At 36.1% G+C, this 18,017-nt stretch carries 16 protein-coding genes and 4 tRNA genes; 4 read left to right on the top strand and 16 right to left on the bottom strand.

Annotated elements, in window-relative coordinates; translation table 11 throughout:
- Window positions 1–68 precede the first annotated feature (68 nt).
- The 8 genes from tuf to rpsU form a co-directional block, all read right to left on the bottom strand.
- The gene (gene tuf / locus AC1DG9_RS03530; protein WP_048907301.1) at window positions 69–1,256 is read right to left on the bottom strand and encodes an elongation factor Tu; all 1,188 of its coding nucleotides are present in this window, start codon (window positions 1,254–1,256) and stop codon (window positions 69–71) included.
- 124 nt (window positions 1,257–1,380) lie between these two features.
- A tRNA-Thr gene (locus AC1DG9_RS03525) sits at window positions 1,381–1,452 on the bottom strand.
- Window positions 1,453–1,538: 86 nt separating this feature from the next.
- Window positions 1,539–1,611: transfer RNA gene (locus tag AC1DG9_RS03520), tRNA-Gly, on the bottom strand.
- Window positions 1,612–1,621: 10 nt separating this feature from the next.
- Window positions 1,622–1,704, bottom strand: a tRNA-Tyr gene (locus AC1DG9_RS03515).
- Window positions 1,705–1,712: 8 nt separating this feature from the next.
- Window positions 1,713–1,785 (bottom strand) — tRNA-Thr (locus AC1DG9_RS03510).
- A gap of 209 nt (window positions 1,786–1,994) precedes the next feature.
- Window positions 1,995–2,342 carry a ribosome hibernation-promoting factor, HPF/YfiA family gene (gene hpf, locus AC1DG9_RS03505; protein WP_048907302.1) on the bottom strand — a complete coding sequence of 116 codons (348 nt, stop codon included), beginning with the start codon at window positions 2,340–2,342 and terminating at the stop codon, window positions 1,995–1,997.
- 16 nt (window positions 2,343–2,358) lie between these two features.
- The gene (locus AC1DG9_RS03500) at window positions 2,359–3,243 is read right to left on the bottom strand and encodes a tyrosine-type recombinase/integrase (protein ID WP_172661229.1); all 885 of its coding nucleotides are present in this window, start codon (window positions 3,241–3,243) and stop codon (window positions 2,359–2,361) included.
- Between the two features lie 128 nt (window positions 3,244–3,371).
- The gene (rpsU, locus tag AC1DG9_RS03495; RefSeq protein ID WP_008243148.1) at window positions 3,372–3,566 is read right to left on the bottom strand and encodes a 30S ribosomal protein S21; all 195 of its coding nucleotides are present in this window, start codon (window positions 3,564–3,566) and stop codon (window positions 3,372–3,374) included.
- A gap of 154 nt (window positions 3,567–3,720) precedes the next feature.
- On the opposite strand from rpsU, the gene AC1DG9_RS03490 reads away from it, so the two are divergent.
- Window positions 3,721–4,092, top strand: a complete 372-nt coding sequence (locus AC1DG9_RS03490; RefSeq protein WP_048907304.1) for a hypothetical protein — start codon at window positions 3,721–3,723, stop codon at window positions 4,090–4,092.
- Between the two features lie 101 nt (window positions 4,093–4,193).
- On the opposite strand, the gene AC1DG9_RS03485 is transcribed toward AC1DG9_RS03490, so the two are convergent.
- On the bottom strand, window positions 4,194–5,366 hold the full coding sequence (locus AC1DG9_RS03485; protein WP_172661230.1) for an acyl-CoA dehydrogenase family protein: 1,173 nt from the start codon (window positions 5,364–5,366) through the stop codon (window positions 4,194–4,196).
- 198 nt (window positions 5,367–5,564) lie between these two features.
- Here AC1DG9_RS03485 and AC1DG9_RS03480 point away from each other — a divergent pair, with 198 nt between their 5' ends.
- Window positions 5,565–6,614 carry a DUF2238 domain-containing protein gene (locus AC1DG9_RS03480; RefSeq protein WP_172661231.1) on the top strand — a complete coding sequence of 350 codons (1,050 nt, stop codon included), beginning with the start codon at window positions 5,565–5,567 and terminating at the stop codon, window positions 6,612–6,614.
- On the opposite strand, the gene AC1DG9_RS03475 is transcribed toward AC1DG9_RS03480, so the two are convergent.
- The 3 genes from AC1DG9_RS03475 to AC1DG9_RS03465 all read right to left on the bottom strand — a co-directional run bounded on the left by AC1DG9_RS03475 (window position 6,615) and on the right by AC1DG9_RS03465 (window position 9,040).
- The gene (locus AC1DG9_RS03475; RefSeq protein WP_172661232.1) at window positions 6,615–7,352 is read right to left on the bottom strand and encodes a LuxR C-terminal-related transcriptional regulator; all 738 of its coding nucleotides are present in this window, start codon (window positions 7,350–7,352) and stop codon (window positions 6,615–6,617) included.
- A 246-nt stretch (window positions 7,353–7,598) separates the two neighbouring features.
- A complete protein-coding gene (locus AC1DG9_RS03470) occupies window positions 7,599–8,126 on the bottom strand; it encodes an adenine phosphoribosyltransferase (RefSeq protein ID WP_172661233.1) in 528 nt (175 codons plus the stop codon).
- Window positions 8,127–8,128: 2 nt separating this feature from the next.
- The gene (locus AC1DG9_RS03465; RefSeq protein WP_288882251.1) at window positions 8,129–9,040 is read right to left on the bottom strand and encodes a ComEA family DNA-binding protein; all 912 of its coding nucleotides are present in this window, start codon (window positions 9,038–9,040) and stop codon (window positions 8,129–8,131) included.
- Between the two features lie 133 nt (window positions 9,041–9,173).
- On the opposite strand from AC1DG9_RS03465, the gene AC1DG9_RS03460 reads away from it, so the two are divergent.
- Window positions 9,174–10,925, top strand: a complete 1,752-nt coding sequence (locus tag AC1DG9_RS03460) for a lysophospholipid acyltransferase family protein (protein WP_172661236.1) — start codon at window positions 9,174–9,176, stop codon at window positions 10,923–10,925.
- A gap of 222 nt (window positions 10,926–11,147) precedes the next feature.
- Entirely contained in the window at window positions 11,148–12,350 is a 1,203-nt protein-coding gene (locus AC1DG9_RS03455; protein ID WP_477634311.1) for a hypothetical protein, read from the top strand.
- 3 nt (window positions 12,351–12,353) lie between these two features.
- Here the strand turns inward: AC1DG9_RS03455 and AC1DG9_RS03450 are convergent, their stop codons facing one another.
- From AC1DG9_RS03450 to AC1DG9_RS03435, 4 genes are all read right to left on the bottom strand, one after another.
- Window positions 12,354–12,893: a hypothetical protein gene (locus AC1DG9_RS03450; RefSeq protein WP_172661238.1), complete on the bottom strand. Its 540-nt coding sequence runs from the start codon at window positions 12,891–12,893 to the stop codon at window positions 12,354–12,356.
- A gap of 130 nt (window positions 12,894–13,023) precedes the next feature.
- Window positions 13,024–14,484, bottom strand: coding sequence for a hypothetical protein (locus AC1DG9_RS03445; RefSeq protein WP_246269578.1), 1,461 nt, complete (start codon window positions 14,482–14,484; stop codon window positions 13,024–13,026).
- Window positions 14,485–14,570: 86 nt separating this feature from the next.
- On the bottom strand, window positions 14,571–17,366 hold the full coding sequence (locus tag AC1DG9_RS03440; RefSeq protein WP_084498422.1) for a TonB-dependent receptor: 2,796 nt from the start codon (window positions 17,364–17,366) through the stop codon (window positions 14,571–14,573).
- Between the two features lie 112 nt (window positions 17,367–17,478).
- A complete protein-coding gene (locus AC1DG9_RS03435) occupies window positions 17,479–17,979 on the bottom strand; it encodes an Mpo1 family 2-hydroxy fatty acid dioxygenase (protein WP_172661239.1) in 501 nt (166 codons plus the stop codon).
- Between the last annotated feature and the right edge of the window lie 38 nt (window positions 17,980–18,017).

Here is an 18,017-nt window from a genome sequence, read left to right as displayed (position 1 = left end):
ACTCAGGCTGTTAAAGCCCAAGTACTTTGCTTTATAAATTTGTCCGGTATCTTTTGGATACCTAAGAACTATTTTACAATTTCAGTTACCTGACCAGCACCTACTGTTCTACCACCCTCACGGATAGCGAAACGTAGACCTTTTTCCATTGCGATTGCGTTGATCAATTTAACATTGATAGTAACGTTGTCACCTGGCATAACCATTTCAGTTCCTTCAGCTAGTGTAATCTCACCAGTAACGTCTGTAGTACGGAAATAGAATTGTGGACGGTATTTGTTAAAGAATGGAGTGTGACGTCCACCTTCTGCTTTTGATAACACATAGATCTCAGCTTTGAAATCTGTGTGAGGAGTTACTGAACCTGGTTTGCAGATAACCATACCACGACGGATATCAGTTTTCTCAATACCACGTAACAATAAACCTACGTTATCACCTGCTTCACCATAATCAAGGATCTTACGGAACATCTCAACACCTGTTACAGTTGATTTAAGATTTTCTGCACCCATACCCAAGATCTCAACTGGATCTCCAGAGTTGATTACACCACGCTCAATACGACCAGTCGCAACAGTACCACGACCAGTGATCGAGAATACGTCCTCAACWGGCATTAAGAATGGAAGATCAGTTAAACGTGGAGGAATTGGAATGTAGCTATCAACAGCATCCATTAATTCCATGATTTTAGCTACCCATTTCGGATCTCCGTTCAAACCACCAAGAGCTGAACCTTGAATAACAGGAATATCATCACCAGGGAATTCATAGAATGATAACAATTCACGAACTTCCATTTCTACTAATTCTAATAACTCAGGATCGTCAACCATATCCACTTTATTCATGAATACTACCAACGAAGGAACACCTACCTGACGAGCCAATAGAATGTGCTCACGAGTTTGTGGCATCGGACCATCTGTAGCAGCTACAACAATGATAGCTCCATCCATTTGTGCAGCACCAGTAACCATGTTTTTCACATAATCCGCGTGACCTGGACAGTCAACGTGTGCATAGTGACGGTTAGCAGTTGAATACTCAACGTGTGCTGTATTAATGGTGATACCTCTTTCTTTTTCCTCAGGAGCTGAGTCAATTGAATCAAATGAACGCGCCTCAGATAAACCAGCATCAGATAACACTTTAGTGATAGCTGCTGTTAAGGTTGTTTTACCGTGGTCAACGTGACCGATTGTGCCGATGTTTAAGTGCGGCTTGCTGCGGTCAAACTTTTCTTTTGCCATGTTTTTATACTTATTAGTAGGTTATAACTTTTTATTTATTTATTGTTTTGATACAATTCAATACAAAAAACCTTGTTCACCCTGCGTTTAAACAGATTCAACAAAGCCTATTTTTATTTTTTTGAGCCAAAGATGGGACTTGAACCCACGACCTCTTCCTTACCAAGGAAGTGCTCTACCGCTGAGCTACTTCGGCTTTTAATCTCTAGCAGCTTATTATTTAATTCCTTTTAGAATCAATTTTCACAATCCCTGCCGACTGCCCACCTTTTTCCATTTAAGAGCGGAAGACGAGGTTCGAACTCGCGACCTATAGCTTGGAAGGCTATCGCTCTACCAACTGAGCTACTTCCGCTTCTTTATTGTGGGGGGAGAAGGATTCGAACCTTCGAAGTCTTGCGACAACAGAGTTACAGTCTGTCCCATTTGGCCACTCTGGTATCCCCCCAAAAAAAGAGCCTCCTATCGGGATCGAACCAATGACCTACTGATTACAAGTCAGTTGCTCTACCAGCTGAGCTAAGGAGGCTTATATCATGTGCTGCTTACAAACGAAGCAACAAATCTTATAATATTAATCTTTCATAGAACATTCCATTTTAGTTGTTGAGGTAACGCCCTCTCTGAAATGGAATGCAAATCTACAAGAATTTATGATAGACGCAAAATTTATTTCAAAAAAAAATTGGCGAAACTTACTCCGCCAATTCAATATTAAAATATCGCTAAAATATGTACCTAATAATCAGATACTTCATTCGCGTTTAAAATTGCCTTATGTTCACTTAATTTTATTCTCGTCTTGTCTTTATGTTTGGTAATTTGCTTCCTTAACGACTCAATTGCTAAATCTGTGGCCTCTTCAAATGATTTACACTGTTCCTTTGCGAACATTGTTCCGCCCGGTACGATCAATTTAATCTCACTTATTTTATTGGCTTCATCATCTACATTCTCTAATTTTAAATAAACTTCGCCACTGATAATCTGATCAAAAAACTGATCTAGCTTATCTACTTTCTTTTGAATGAAATCTAATAACTTCTGGTCTGCATTGAAATGGATCGATTGAACTGTAATTTTCATATTTTCCTCCTCTTTTTTATGCCTTTGGATGGGCTTGTTTATATATTGATTTTAATCTTTCTACTGAATTGTGGGTATAAACCTGAGTAGCGGCCAGGCTTGCATGCCCCAACAATTCTTTTATTGCATTTAAGTCTGCCCCCCTATTCAACAAACTGGTGGCGTAAGAATGGCGCAACACGTGTGGACTCTTCTTATCCTGCGTTGAAATGAAACTTAAATAACGCTGAACTATTCGGTATATTAATTTAGGATATGCATCCGCTCCTTTATCTGTAACGAATAAGCCTTCCGTTTTGTTATCAAATTTTTGTAATGTTTTTAATTCAATGTAGGTTCTTAGCTGATCCTCAAGTGGTTTGCTTATCGGAACTATCCGCTCTTTATTTCTTTTTCCCAAAACCCTGATATTTGAGTCGTAAAAGTTAATGTCAGATTCCTTCAAGGTCAGCAATTCTGCAAGCCGCATACCGGTTCCAAATAATGCTTCGATAACTAACCGGTCTCTTACTGATGAAAAGCTTCCATCAAAAAACTCTTCAGAATCAAGAAGCAGATCCAGCTTTTGGTCGTCCACAAATACAGGAAGGCGCTTAGGGGCTTTAGGAGCTTTTACGAGAGCCATAGGGCTCGATTGAACTATTTGCTCGCGAACAAGGTATTTATAAAAACTGCGCAGGGTAGATAGCTTCCTTCCTATAGAATTCTCGGTAACACCTTCCTCCATCAGCCAAACCATATAATTCCTTACATGGATATAGGCCACCTCATTAAGTGACAGTTCAAATGTTTGGAGCATAAAATCTCTAAACTGAATCAGGTCGGTTCTGTAGGACTGGACTGTGTGTGGAGAATATCGCTTCTCGTGCTGGAGATATGTTAGAAATTGTTCAACAGTCATAGAAACTATTTGTATTGCTCGATAGAGTGAATATACAAAACATTATCTTAACAATTCCTTTTTATTTGAACAAAAAAAGCCATCAAACAATTGATGGCTTTTAATATTATTATGTTAAACTACAAGAACTATATTGTTCCTTCTAGTTGCATATTTTGCTTATAAATAGCGTGTTTCACTAATGTACGACGTGCTACAGATTTTTTCTCGTAAGCTTGGCGGCTACGTAATTCTCTTAACACTCCTGTTTTTTCAAATTTCTTTTTGAAACGTTTTAACGCTTTATCTAGTGATTCACCGTCTTTAATATTAATAATGATCATAACGTAAAATACCTCCTCTCGTTGTTTTTAGGACTGCAAAGATAGGTATTTCATTTGATAATCAAAACACTATGTTTAATTTATTAATAATATTGGATTTGAAAATACGTGGTACACTTTTTATACTTATTTTTAATATAAAAACAAATCTATCATGAAATCTAAAAAGCCGCTGTTTATTACTCTTGCTATAATAATTGTTATCCTGTCAGGATTCATTTATTACCGTTATTATTTTGTGTTTGGCGATGGCGTTAAAGCTGGCGAGCTGAACTATGTTGTAAGAAAAGGTTATGTATTTAAAACCTACGAAGGCAAACTGATCCAAACAGGGCTCCGATCCAAACAAACCGGCACCATACAATCAAATGAATTTGAGTTCTCTGTTGATGACAAAGCCATCGCCGAAAAAATGATGATGAACAGTGGAAAAACATTTGAATTACACTATAAGGAATATGTCAGCACACTTCCCTGGAGAGGTTACAGCCCTTATGTAGTCGACCGTATCATATCCATAAAATAGAAGTAAGCTCTTTAAAAACAAAAATCCGGCATATTTAAATATGCCGGATTAATTGGTTTTATATTTGGTTAGAATATTCTCTTTTATTTTGTTACACTAATCTAATGTTTTAAAACTTCTCTTGCAATAACTATTTTCTGAATTTCTGAAGTTCCTTCTCCAATAGTACACAATTTACTGTCTCTATAGAATTTTTCTACTGGAAAATCCTTTGTATAACCATAGCCTCCAAAAATCTGCACTGCCTCTGTTGCCGTTCTTACAGCAACTTCCGAAGCAAAATATTTAGCCATAGCAGATTCTTTGGTCATAGGTAAACCACGATTCTTTAAATCGGCAGCCTGTCTAATCAACAGCTCCGCAGCCTCAATCTCAGTAGCCATGTCTGCCAGCTTAAAGCTAATGCCCTGAAAACTTGCTATGGGTTGCCCGAATTGATGTCGTTGTTTAGCATAAGCAACAGCTGCCTCATAAGCACCTTTTGCAATACCTAGTGCCAGCGCTGCAATAGAGATTCGTCCACCATCTAAAACTTTCATTGCCTGCTTAAAGCCTCCGCCTATATTCCCTAAAAGATTTTCTTTTGGAACACGGCAATTGTCAAATATCATTTCAGTTGTCTCCGATGCTCTCATACCTAATTTATTCTCCTTCTTGCCTGCTGCAAACCCTGGCGTTCCTCTTTCAACAACAAAAGCCGAAACCCCATTAGAATCTCCTTTTTCACCTGTTCTGGCCATAACAACTGCAATATCTCCGGTCTTACCATGAGTAATCCAGTTTTTAGAGCCATTAATAACATATTCATCTCCATCCAGTGTAGCAACTGTCATCATCCCCAAAGCATCAGATCCTGTATTTGCTTCGGTTAAGCCCCATGCTCCTATCCATTCTGCTGTTGCTAATTTAGGCARCCATCTCATTTTTTGTTCCTCATTAGCAAAAGCCAGGATATGACCAGTACATAAAGAATTATGAGCCGCTAAAGAAAGACCTATTGAACCGCAAACTTTAGATACCCCTACAATCACATCTACATATTCCTGATAGCCCAAACCAGATCCACCATAAACCTCAGGAACAAGAACTCCCATCAAACCTAATTCGCCAAGTTTTTTAAAAACATCTATCGGAAAATGCTGCACTTCATCCCACTCCATTACATTTGGACGAATATTCTTCTCCGCAAAATCATGTACCACCTTTCTTATCATTTCCTGATTTTCTGAGATGCTAAAGTTATAGCCTACAGAATTATCCATTGTTTCTAACATAATTTTATCGATTGAATCCCGACAATTATAAACAAATAAAACAACAGAAACACAAGTTTAAATTTGCAGAATAATAGAACGAAATGGTATTTAGTTCATTAACCTTACCTCCTTATTTTAAGTAAGTCAAATACGCTAAAAACTTTTTTTATTTTTTTTTAGCTTTACCCCCTTAGAACTATCTAAATAAAGCATCTCATGAAGTCCATTACCGTAAAAGCTCTTGTCGCTCAATTAAAGAACGACCTTATAGGCAAAGATTCTTACAGAGGAGTAACGCTTACTTACTCCTGGCTGGCAAACCAGTTTGGTCACTTTTCTTTAGGTTTTATTCCAACAATACTGCTTTATAATGTACTTAAAGCAAAGACAAATATGTCTCAGCCTGAATTGTGGGCGGCATTTGGTGTTTGGGCTGGCTGGATTTTGTTTGAACTTTTTAATTTCCTATGGCCGTTATTGTTTAAAACAGAATCAATACGTAAGGCTCTTGGAACAGGCAAATACACATTTCAGCCAGCATGGACAAATGTTGCGTTCGATACTTTAACAGATCTGGTTTATTTTGGAATGGGTGCACTTGCTGCAAGTCTCATCTGTGAGTTTCACAAAGGTATGTTAATTGGTCTTATTGTGTTAGTATTATTGGTTATTTACCCCTTCTACTATTGGTACACCACAAAAATGTTTATCCAAAATGCCGATTATCCTTTTCAGTTACGACTAAGTCAATGGAACCAACGAATAAAAGAAGACAACAAAGCATTGATTTTAGACTTCCTCAAGCACAATGAACCAGGAAAACATATGTTGCTATTTGGCTCCAGAGGCAGTGGCAAAACAATGCTATCAGTCGGAATTGCAACGGAGTCATCTATTAAAAATAACAGTTGCAGCTACATTACTGCCGTAAAACTACTCTGTTTATTTTTCGAGAATGAAGATAACCCGCCGATTACAAAGCCTGGGGCTTGGTCGTGGAGAAACTCTTCTTTATTAGTTATTGACGATATTAATCCTGGCGGAAATGTACAAGACGATATTTTAAGCGCAAAACAATTCTACACGATACTTAATAATTTAAACTGTGGCGAATTAAATAAAAAAGCTATCAAAGAAAAAAGTATTATCTGGGTTATGGGTAATGATGACCCAGACAGGCACGCTGAAGAACGCTGGGAAACATTATTAGAAAATATAGGTGTAGAGAAATCAAATATTACAACCGTAAACCTCGATGCAGTTTAATTAAGGAAGTATGTTATTGTCATACGCAAAGCTTACCAGGTGTGTTAAACTTTTAACATCAAAGCGCTTGTACAGTGGAATTATCCTTTTTTCAATTGCTGAGTGCGAAACACCCAATTCATGGGCAATTTCTTTGAAGGAATAGCCTTTTGCCACAAGCGAAAGTGCCTCCTTCTCTTTATTGGATATAGCCAGATGGTAAAACAATATCTTGTTTAATTCCTCTTCAAATTTTTCCTTATCAGGGCCATAAGCCGCATATCTCATTATTTTTCCAAAAATAAGACTCCTGTTAATTTGAAAACGACCGATAATAGATTCGATTTTACCATTCTCAGAACTAAAAACACCTACCCTTGCAGAGATAGGAACTTCCTGACCGTTTTTATGTATCTTTTTAAGCTCTATAGTAAAGCTATACTTCTCCAGGTCTTTTGACTTGTTATGAATAAATTTGAGGGCCTTATCATTAAGGTCATGTGAGAAGGGAGCAAATTCAGGGGCCGACATATTTACTATTGCCAGCATATTTATTTCATCATCTTTATAACCAACCACCTCTTCCCATCCGCTGGCAAAAATCATTCTGTTCTCTTTAAATGAATAGATATAAATGGCTTCTTCAGCAAACCTGGGGATAGTTTGTTCAAAGAACAATGCTTGTTCGCTCTCTAAGTCGGCAGGAACATCTGTAATAAAGTTCCTTGAATAGTCTCCAAAATTCCCTTTTGATTTCATTTTATATCAATTTTGAGAAATCCTTTCATTAAAACCTGCGTATTTACTCAGTTGATTTCAATTAAAAGCACTGCTAATTTTGCAACAAGTTTAAAAAAAATACCTCTCATTTCAGCATACAAAAAAAAGCTGCAAAATTATGCCTAGTCTTACCCCTCGCTTTTCTATTCTAATTTTAAAATTAATTGCAATTTCTCTACTGATCTTATGTTTATATCAAGCCAGCAATTTAATCGTTTAAGAGAACTAGTAAGAGGCTAAAGAAAAAACCTCACTTCCATAAGGGGTCAATCTCTTCCTGCCATTTAAAAAATCCAACGATATAATAAAAGAATAAGCGGCTACCGTTGCTTCCATTTGCATCACAAGTTTTGATGCCGCTACAACCGTTCCCCCCGTGGCCAGTAGATCATCATGAATTAAAACCCTTTGTCCTTTAAGCAATGCATCCTGATGACACTCTATGGTTGCACTGCCATATTCCAGATCATATGATTCCTGCATCGTTTTGTAAGGCAACTTCCCTGCCTTTCTAATAGGGATAAAAGGCACATTTAACAGCTGAGCCAAAGATGGGCCAAACAAAAAGCCCCGGCTCTCTATACCTGCAACCACATCAATGGCCACATTCGAAAGTTGTTTAGCCAACGCGGCTGTAATATCCATGCACAAGCCCGGATCCTTTAGTATCGGAGTTATATCTTTAAAAATGATTCCTGGTTTTGGAAAGTCTTGTACATCGCGTACAGTTTGTTTTATTCTTGATTCTATCATGACTAAAAAGTAAGGTAAGGCGCCAAACGCTCAACCGTTTCCGGGTCTAAAATAGCAACCTTATTTAAGTCAGCAATATTACTATAATTTCCGTGTTGTTTTCTATATTCAATAATAGCATTTACCTGTTTATACCTTATATATGGATGTCCTTTAAAATCCTCTAACCTTGTAGCATTAACGTTAATTCTTTTCAATTTTTGATCATCCACAGAAACCTGATTCCTGATCTCCTCATATTTTACTGAGTCCAGTCCAAATACTTCAAGCAGCTGCTCCTTTTTATAAAAGCCTCCAATACGTTCCCTGTATTTTATTATCCTCCTGGCAAAAGCCGGCCCAATTCCTTTTATCTCAATAAGGGCTGCACTATCTGCCCCATTCATTTCTATTATTTTGCGCGCTCTGGAAACTGGGCTGTTGACATTATTCTTAAAACTCTTCTCCGGCACTTTAGTATTTCCAGCATACTTATCCTCAATTCGTACATAAGGAGATAACCTTTCGTACATTTTCTCAGTAATCGTATACATTTTCTTCAGATCTTCTACATTTCTAAACTTCCCTCCTTTCTCTAAATATTTTAAAATAGCTGCAGATTGCTTAAAAGACAGGCCCAGTCTTTGCCAATCATCAACATTTATAGTATTCGGATCAAACACGAACAAAGAATAATGATGTTCTTTTTTAACATTGTACTTTAATTTTCTACTGTTAAAAACGGAAGACTTATTAACCGGTAGCACTAACCTTTTAATGGCTAATTGTTCGGCTACTGAATTATCCGGTTCTGGCGTCACAAAGCTGTATAAATAAGGAGTAGCACTAATTAATACTATAAGCACTATTAGAACTAAAAGACCATTAAATTCCTGTTTACTAAAATCAAAATAAGCATTCAACCATTTTCTCATTGCCTAATCTATAGCAGAATATTATAAATAACAACCATAATAGGATTAGTATTATATTTTAGTATGTCGCCAACGATTAAAAATATAAATCTTACTTTTGAGGTTGGATAATGTTTCACAAACTGGAATTTAAATGAAGATCATAACTACCCAAGAGTTTGCAAAAGCTACTAAAATAGATAAACTGGGCGTACCCGGACTTGCTGCTTTACTCATGGAGATGATGAAACTTAATGACATCAACAAAGTTTTTTCGCAGAATGAGCATTTTAGTGGTTTAGAATTTGTCGATAAGATTTTAGAAACCATAGGCGTTAGTATCGATTTTGATGAAGACGACCTTAAAAACATACCCAAAACCGGAGGTTTTATTGCAATAGCAAATCACCCATATGGCGGTGTCGAAGGTCTTGCACTTGTAAAATTACTTTGTACCGTAAGGCCCGAGGCAAAGGTGATGGTTAATTTTATACTTAAAAAGATTCCCAATCTAAGTGAGTTCTTTGTAGCAGTAAATCCTTTTGAAAACGTTCAGCACACCTCAAGCATAAGTGGCTTAAAAGCTACTTTCGACCTCCTTCAAAGCGGTACACCAATAGGAATATTTCCCGCAGGTGAGGTTTCAACCTTTAGTTTAGATAAGCAGGAAATTACAGATAGGATATGGCACCCGGTAGTAGGTAAATTAATTGCCAGGGCTAAATTACCTGTAGTACCAATCTATTTCCATGGCAACAACGGGGTTTTATTCAATATCCTTAGCTTTATCCATCCTACGTTAAGAACAGCTAAATTACCTTCAGAATTTTTAAACAAACAAGGTTTAAAAATAAAAGTAAGAATTGGTAAGCCTATTAATATAGAAGATGTTTCTTACAGAAATAACACCAATAAACTACTTGATTTTCTTAGGGCACGTACCTATGCCCTTGGAACCGGTTTAGAACAAGAAAAGAAATTGTTCAACCCAATCAATCTGTTTAAAATAAAGAAAAAGCCAGAAGAAGTTATTGTTGAAACGGATAGGAATAAAATTGTAGAAGAAGTTGATCAGCTCGAAAACTTCAGGGTATGGCAAGAAAAGAACTACGAAGTATATATTGCCCCTACGGTAGCCATTCCAAATATTTTAAGGGAAATTGGCCGTTTAAGGGAAATAACCTTTAGAGAAGTTGGAGAAGGAACAAATAAAAAGATTGATCTCGACAACTACGATATTTATTACAACCATCTTTTCATCTGGGATAAAGACCTGCAAAATATCGTAGGTGCTTATCGTATCGGTAAGGGAGATGAGATTTTAAATACCATGGGCAGACGTGGGTTCTATCTATCAGAACTCTTCAAAATCAAAGAGCCTTTTTATCCGATCTTAAGACGTGGAATTGAATTGGGCAGATCGTGGATCCGAAAAGAATATCAGCAGAAACCACTTCCTCTTTTCTTGTTATGGAAAGGTATTTTAAAATACCTTCTGGATAATCCTCACTATCGCTACATGTTTGGCCCGGTAAGTATCAGCAATAATTTCTCAAAGTTCTCCAAGTCTTTAATTGTAGACTATATTACAAAGAACCACTTTGATTATGAGCTGGCGCATTATGTAAAGCCTAAAAATAAATTTAAAGCAGATCTTTCTGCGATTGATAAGGATCTGTTAATTGAAAGCAGTGATTCCTTAAAAGACCTTGACAGCTTAATATCTGACATTGAGAACTCTCACATTAAGATACCTGTATTACTTAGGCAGTATATGAATCTTAATGCCAAAATCATTTGTTTCAATATTGATCCTAAATTTTCTGATTGTCTTGATGGCTTTTTAGTAGTGGATATGCAAAATATCCCACCTGAAATGCTAGAGAAGATTGGTAAGAATTTTTAATAACAAAAGCCCTGACATCCATCGGGGCTTTTTGTATCAACTAAACCTAAACGTATATAAATACTAACCAAATATTTATGCCACAAAAGTACTGGCGTGATGTTAAGTGCTTGTTAACTATTGATTACTATATAATTTTTTAAAGCCGAAAACTTAATATGCAACTACTGTTAATTCTGTGTATATTTAATGTTACCATAATATTAATTAATCCACAGAGTCATGGGCCGTTTGCTAAAAATATTCGGTACACTAATTTTACTACTGGTTACGCAACTTGCGTACAGTCAGAATAATAGCTACAATATTAGTTTTGAGTTTTACAATGACACCTTCAACCTTGAAGTCGATTCATCTATAATTGTAAATGCCCCCACAGACCTTTCAGAACAATACATTAAATCGAGCTACAACAAAGTAAATGCCGGCAAGTACTCATCAATAATAAAAACGCTTACTGATTACAAGGGGAAACACCAGCTAAACGATTGGCTTTATTATCAACTAATCAGAAAAACAGCTCAGCAGATTAGCCCTAAAAAAGATAACTATGAGCGCTATACTTTTTACAAATGGTTTCTTTTAGGTAAATCGGGATACGACGCCAGACTTACCATTGCAGATAACCGGATCATATTCTATGTTTTTAATGATGAGGATATTTCTGATATACCTTTCGTCATGTTCAAAAACAAAAAATACATGTGCTTAAACCATCATGATTATGCATATGCAGATTTAAATAAGGTACCTCCTCACGATATGATCAGCATCCCTGAAGCTAAAGAGGCCTTTTCTTACAAAGTAACCAGAATGCCTGATTTTAAGCCTGAAGACTATTATGAAAAACAGATTCAGTTCAGCTATAAACATAAAACCTATCATTTCAACATTAAGCTAAATCCTGATGTAGAAATTATTTTTGCCAACTACCCGGTGGTTGACTTTGAATCRTATTTTAATATCCCCCTTAGCAAAGAAACTTATGGTTCCTTAATTCCCCTCCTTAAAAAAAATGTGAGTGGAATGAAACAAAAAAAAGGGATTGATTACCTGATGCGTTTTACCAGATATRCATTCTTATATGAAAATGATGAAGAGAATTTTGGAAAAGAAAAGCGACTCTCTCCGGAAGAGACGCTCTTCTCTAAATATAGTGACTGCGATGATAGAGCAGCCTTGTTTTTTTATCTGGTAAAGGAGATCTATAATGTTCCAATGATTGCTCTGCTGTACCCTACCCATATCACTATGGCAGTTCAGTTTGACACACCTGTAGGCGGCGACCCTATAGTTTATAAAGGCAAGACCTATTCTATTTGTGAACCAACACCACAGAAAGAGGATCTTGGTATTGGGAAAATGTCTGCCGAACTAAAAAAGATCCCCTATCAAGTAGTTTATGCTTATGAGCCGAAACACTAAAGCCTAATTAAAAACAAAATTTGGGTCAAAATATTGCTTTACATGTAAAGTATCTCGCTTTGCTGGCTGTCCGATTGCTTCCAAAATAATCTCTGCCTCTAATAACCACCTTGTTTGGTCTGCTTGTTTATCAGGTCTTAAATTAATTCCTTTAACATATCCATCTTCTATTAGCCTAAACGGTGTCATCAGGCAAGCTGCACAACTCCTGATTAACTTTACTTTTCCATCTAAAATAGCTTGCTTGTTAAATGAAAAAGTTTTTCCTTCCATTGGCGCCTTTATGTAGAGCGTTGTTCTAACACCTGGGGTCTGTATATCTGCCCAAAATAGTCGATAAGGGCCGGTTATTAATCCTGAACCAGCTTCATTTAAATCTGCATCTTCAGTAAATAGATATTGACAACTTGCTTTTTCGGGACAAGGTGTTAGATTTTTTTCATCTATTTCATCCTTAATAATTTTTCCTTTGTCTTTCGTGCAGGAAACACCGATCAAAATGGTTGTCATTACCATCAACAGTTGAATAGTTATTTTTCTCATAATCTTATTGTTTACAACTATACGCTCAGCCATCTATTACCGCTACAGAATTCAGGTTAAGTTTATGTTAAATAAAAAGGCCTTTTTGCGATGTGCAAAAAGACCTATCAAAAATGTTATGATTTGAATATTATTTTACAGCTCCAGGAGTTGTATAAGGTAATACCTGAGGATTATAATTAGCCCAACCAGCAGTCCAATCAGTTGTACCAAAAGCACCTCTATAAGCAACTTTCTCGAAAAAAGCATCAGCAACTTTTACATTTGTGTACAAAGCTCCGTTAGCAGCGGCAGAACCTGCAACTACAGTAAAGTTAGGAGTACCTTGTTTAGCTGCAGCAACTAAATCAGGTGAAAACTTGTAAGGATCAGTAATAACTGATGAAGCATAAGCATCAGGAGTAAAAGTATTATTTGAAGTCAAAGAAGTAGTTAATGCAGCCAATATACCAGCAGCACCTTTAATTTGATTTGATTTACTATTACTTCCTAATACTAGATTGTTAGCAAATACAGATTTACCTGCCACAAAGTTAGCATAAGTAGCACCAGCTGTAGTAACCTTCGTATCATCATAATAAACACCCTCTGTATATCCAGCTAATACTGAATTAAAGATGCTTATTGATGAGTTACGACGAATTTGAGCAGCATGTTGATAGTTAGCATTTATATTTCCAGCACCAGCTACGTCAACAGGACCTAATATAGTTACGTTAGAAAAAATAGCAGATGTTTGAGGAACATTATTTGATCCATTTCCATCATTATCAGATTCAAAACCATTTGAGCCAGAGAAGTCAGCAATTGTAGCCACACGTTGTGCTAAAGCAAATTGAACCTTTCCAGAATAGCCATTATCAGTATCAAAATCATCATCCCATGTTCCAACTGAAAGTAAGTGTTTTGCATTTACTGTTCCACCGAACCATTCAAAAGCATCATCTCCTGAACGATAAACCTGAACATAATCAATAGTAGTACCTGAACCAACGCTTCCAAAAGTAAGACCGTTGATTTCATTATCAGGACCTAAGGCAATACCAGCATATTCAATACGAATATATTTCAGAGTTCCTGAATTATCAGCATCATCAGTACCTCCGTGTAGTGCCTTATCAGTAGCATCAGCAATACCTTCTATTTTAACACCTGTACCGATATTGTTTTTTGCTTTTCCTAATAAAACTAATCCACCCCAATCACCTTGAGCACGACCACCAGCAGGTTGATTTGAAGTAAATACAATCGGCTTGTCAACTGTACCTACAGCCTCGATTTTAGAACCACGTGTAATAACTAATGAACCTTTAGAAGCTTTATCACCTTTAATGATTGTCCCTGGCTGAATAGTAAGAGTAGCATTTCCAGTTACATAAACATTGCCTTTTAAAAGATATATTTTATCAGCAGTCCATGTAGTGCTTGTAGCAACATCTCCTGTTACGGTAACAACTCCTTCTGTAGTTGGAGGATTTATGATTCCTTCATCTGAATCATTCTTTGAGCAGCTTGCAAAAAAAACAAGCACACTTAAAGCTGATATTAATAACTGTTTTTTCATTTCTTTATTTTTAATTTGTTGTTTCAAAGATATTAAGCGTGATTTACCTGTATATTACTATATGTTTAAATAAACATTAAGCATTATTAAAGTCAATTAACAATGATTTAACATTAAAGCGTGTAAGAGAAAGACAAGGAGTAATTGCTACCCAATTTATATCTATTGATTGTTTCATCCTCTCCATTCATTTCATACTTCTTGTTCATGTTATTATCGTAGTATAAAATATTATTGTTGTTTAGGATATCTCCGGCATTGATTTTAAATTCACCCTTATTTTTAAATACCTTCATTCCTAATTGTAGATCTAAAACATTTCTTGGTGCTTCCCAGATGCTAGGGAATCTAGAGCCCCCAGCTGCTATAATTCTACGGCCTACCTTGTTATACAAAATATTGAAGTTCATTTTATTATTAAGAAAAGCATGTTGCAAGCCAGCATTTATAGTATAAGGAGCCTGTCCTACCATTTGGCGACTTTTTTCTAAATAAACTACCCCTGTATTTTCCGGATTTGTTACTTTAGATTTAATCAAAGCTAAATTGGCATAGGCAGTAGTATTTTTCATAAATTCATTCTCTGCTATAAAATCAAGAGACTTTCTAACTTCAAACTCTAACCCATAAACATCCGCCTTATCAGAATTGAAATAAGTAATTGTTCTTGTAGAATTGTAATCCTCATTTAGAGATTCAATGGCATTATTAAATTGCTTATAAAATGCGGATACAGAAATAATCTGACCTGCCGAAGGATATAGTTCAAAACGAATATCTGCATTATTAACCTGAGCACGCTTCAGATTTGGATTTCCTTGCTGAAAGGCAAGTTGTTCATAATCATAATATTGAAATGGGGCAAGTTCTCTAAATTCAGGACGTGCCAATGTACGGTAATATGATGCCCTTAAATTTATTTTTTCCGTTAGGCTATAAGTAAAATTCAATGAAGGTAAAACGTCAAAATAATCCTGTTTAACTGGTTTATTACTTGGGTCAAGTGTTTTTAAGTTTACATTGAACATTTCCGTTCTTACTCCCCAAACTAATCTTGCCTTCTCGCCAAATTTATTATCTAACATAGCATAGCCTGCATTCGTAAGTGAATTAGCTGTATAGATATCTCCAGAGTTTGGAATTTCACTTAGCGTATAAGCACCACTCTCAATTAAATCCTTGCCAAATAATGTTTTTAGTGGTCTTGCTCTTATGGCCTCAACATTTTCGTTATTGAACCCTAACTGTAATCCAAGGAAGCGAACATCAAAATTACGATCACGGTAAGATGAAGCTAGTCCAACTTTAAGTGTCGATGTCTCTTTAAATAAATTAACGGGTAAAGAATAATTTACTGAACCAGTGTATCCATTCTCTTTTAGGGTAGAGAACAATCTTGTGTTTTCTTTACCAATATTTAAAACGTTAGCTGTGTAAGCAATTTCAGGTTTATCCAGATCAGAAATATTTTTAGAATAATTGATCTTACGTTGATCTGGTTGATCATTTAATACGTTACTGAAGCCTACTGACCAATTAATCTTTGCATTTCTTGCCCCTAGCTGATGATTACCTTCTAGTGTTGATTTGAATAAAGATTTCTGAATTAGGTCAAAAGCAAAAAATTTGTTATCTGTTCCAGAACTTCCATTGGTTCCAGTTCTACTAGTATATTGGTCGTCAAATATTCTATTATAAATATTTTTGAAGGTAATTTTACTCTTACCATAAGTGTATGCAAAATTAGCAAGGGCACCTACGTTTGTAGAGAATTTATAAGAATTATCCAAATAATTATACTCATAAAAATCACGTACAGCGTCTCTAGTTATGCTTTGTGCATTACGATAAGTTAATGAAACTATAGCTCCGAATTTCCTATTATCCTTTAAATCCTTAACCCGACCTAAAGTAAACTGATAGTTTTGAGTTGGCAATGCGGTCATGTTATAGATCGACCAGTCTTGAGGAAGCGTTCTTATCGCTTTGATATTTTGCTCATAAGTAAGGCCTGCTGCTAGTCTATTTGTAGAAGGAAAACTTGATTGTAGCTTTCTTTTACCATCATCAAAACCAAAATAATCGGTTGCATTTCGAGGGCCACTAAAGAAGTCTTTAAAAGTCGATGCTGTATTATAGCCAACCCCACCACTTAATGTAATATAATTCTGATCAGGTATATCTTTAGTAGTAATCTGAACAGCTCCACCGGTAAAATCTCCTGGAAGATCTGGTGTGGCTGTTTTACTAATAATTAGATTATCTACCAAGTTCGAAGGCACAATATCAAACGAAAAAGCCTTTCTATTTGGTTCAGTACTTGGCAATGAAGCTCCATCAAGCATCGCAGTGTTATACCTATCACTTAAACCACGGATAACAACAAATTTATTATCCTGAATTGTAGCTCCACTTACCCTTTTTAGAACATCCGAAGTATTTTTATCTGGAGAGCGTTTAATTAATTCTGATGAAATACCATCAGAGATTACCGCGCTATTCTTTTGCTGAGCATAAAGTGCATTTACACTTTCCTTTTTAAAACTCCCCTGAATAACTACTTCATTCAGGTTTTGACCGCCTGCTTCATCAAGGATTATATCGAATATTGTATTTTTTCCAGAGGTTACTTCAACATCACTGATCTCTTTTCCATTGTAACCAACATATTGAAATATTAAAGTGTATTTTCCAGTAGCCAATCCTGTTAATGAATATTTACCATCAACATCTGTAGCCATACCTTTGGGGGTATTTTTTATCTTAACCGTAACACCAATAAGTGTTTCACCGGTTTTCTTATCAGATACCTTTCCTGAAATTTTGCCCGTTTGTGCAAATACTGCTGTGCCGATAATTACAAATAAGGCCGTAATTATTGCCTTTTTAAGATTTAGTTGTGATTTCAATTTGCCGTATATTAATTTCCAGCAAAGCTATTACCACAATGTTAGGTATATGTTAGGTGTAAATTACCATTCGTTTACCAGAGTGTTAACCCTATGTTAAGTAGCATTAGGCTCAGTATCTTAGCCCTACTTTTTTGCAAATAAAGTGCAATAACCAAATCGGTCCGATTAATAGAAACTTAACATCATCTAAAAACGAAGGCTTCTTTCCTTCAATCTTGTGCCCTATAAACTGCCCTATCCATGCAATTACAAAAATCACCAAACACACCAGCCACAATGCTGGTCCACCACTGGCCTCCCATTTCTCTAGCTGAACAATGATCATACTCATTCCAAAAATGAGCAACAGCATCAGGTACGACAATACAGGAGAAAGCTTTAAATAGTAATAAACAGAAAAGGCGATTAAGAACGAAGCCCAGTTCAGGTATCCATTGTACCTTCCCAAAAATCCGATATGCGGAAAAGGAATGGCCCAAACCAAACCTAATAAACTAAACACAATTAGAGGAACACAAATCCAGTGAATAATTTCATTTGAAGGGTTTTGATGGCTTTCGGCATATTTATCAAAAAGGACATCTACCTCACTTCTTTGCTCCGTTTTCATATCGTTATAAGTTTACTGAGTAAAAATAAAAAAAGCGA

The sequence above is a fragment of the Pedobacter sp. 05L430 genome (assembly GCF_056397585.1).
Note: the sequence above shows the minus strand (reverse complement) of the source record. Positions and strands in the feature narration are given on the sequence as shown.

Excerpts from the sequence above, each read along its gene's own strand:
- hpf (WP_048907302.1), bottom strand. The coding sequence starts at position 2,342 with ATGAAAATTACAGTTCAATCGATCCATTTCAATGCAGACCAGAAGTTA.
- AC1DG9_RS03500 (WP_172661229.1), bottom strand. The coding sequence starts at position 3,243 with ATGACTGTTGAACAATTTCTAACATATCTCCAGCACGAGAAGCGATAT.
- rpsU (WP_008243148.1), bottom strand. The coding sequence starts at position 3,566 with ATGATCATTATTAATATTAAAGACGGTGAATCACTAGATAAAGCGTTA.
- AC1DG9_RS03490 (WP_048907304.1), top strand. The coding sequence starts at position 3,721 with ATGAAATCTAAAAAGCCGCTGTTTATTACTCTTGCTATAATAATTGTT.
- AC1DG9_RS03480 (WP_172661231.1), top strand. The coding sequence starts at position 5,565 with ATGAAGTCCATTACCGTAAAAGCTCTTGTCGCTCAATTAAAGAACGAC.
- AC1DG9_RS03475 (WP_172661232.1), bottom strand. The coding sequence starts at position 7,352 with ATGAAATCAAAAGGGAATTTTGGAGACTATTCAAGGAACTTTATTACA.
- AC1DG9_RS03470 (WP_172661233.1), bottom strand. The coding sequence starts at position 8,126 with ATGATAGAATCAAGAATAAAACAAACTGTACGCGATGTACAAGACTTT.
- AC1DG9_RS03465 (WP_288882251.1), bottom strand. The coding sequence starts at position 9,040 with ATGAGAAAATGGTTGAATGCTTATTTTGATTTTAGTAAACAGGAATTT.
- AC1DG9_RS03460 (WP_172661236.1), top strand. The coding sequence starts at position 9,174 with ATGAAGATCATAACTACCCAAGAGTTTGCAAAAGCTACTAAAATAGAT.
- AC1DG9_RS03450 (WP_172661238.1), bottom strand. The coding sequence starts at position 12,893 with ATGAGAAAAATAACTATTCAACTGTTGATGGTAATGACAACCATTTTG.
- AC1DG9_RS03435 (WP_172661239.1), bottom strand. The coding sequence starts at position 17,979 with ATGAAAACGGAGCAAAGAAGTGAGGTAGATGTCCTTTTTGATAAATAT.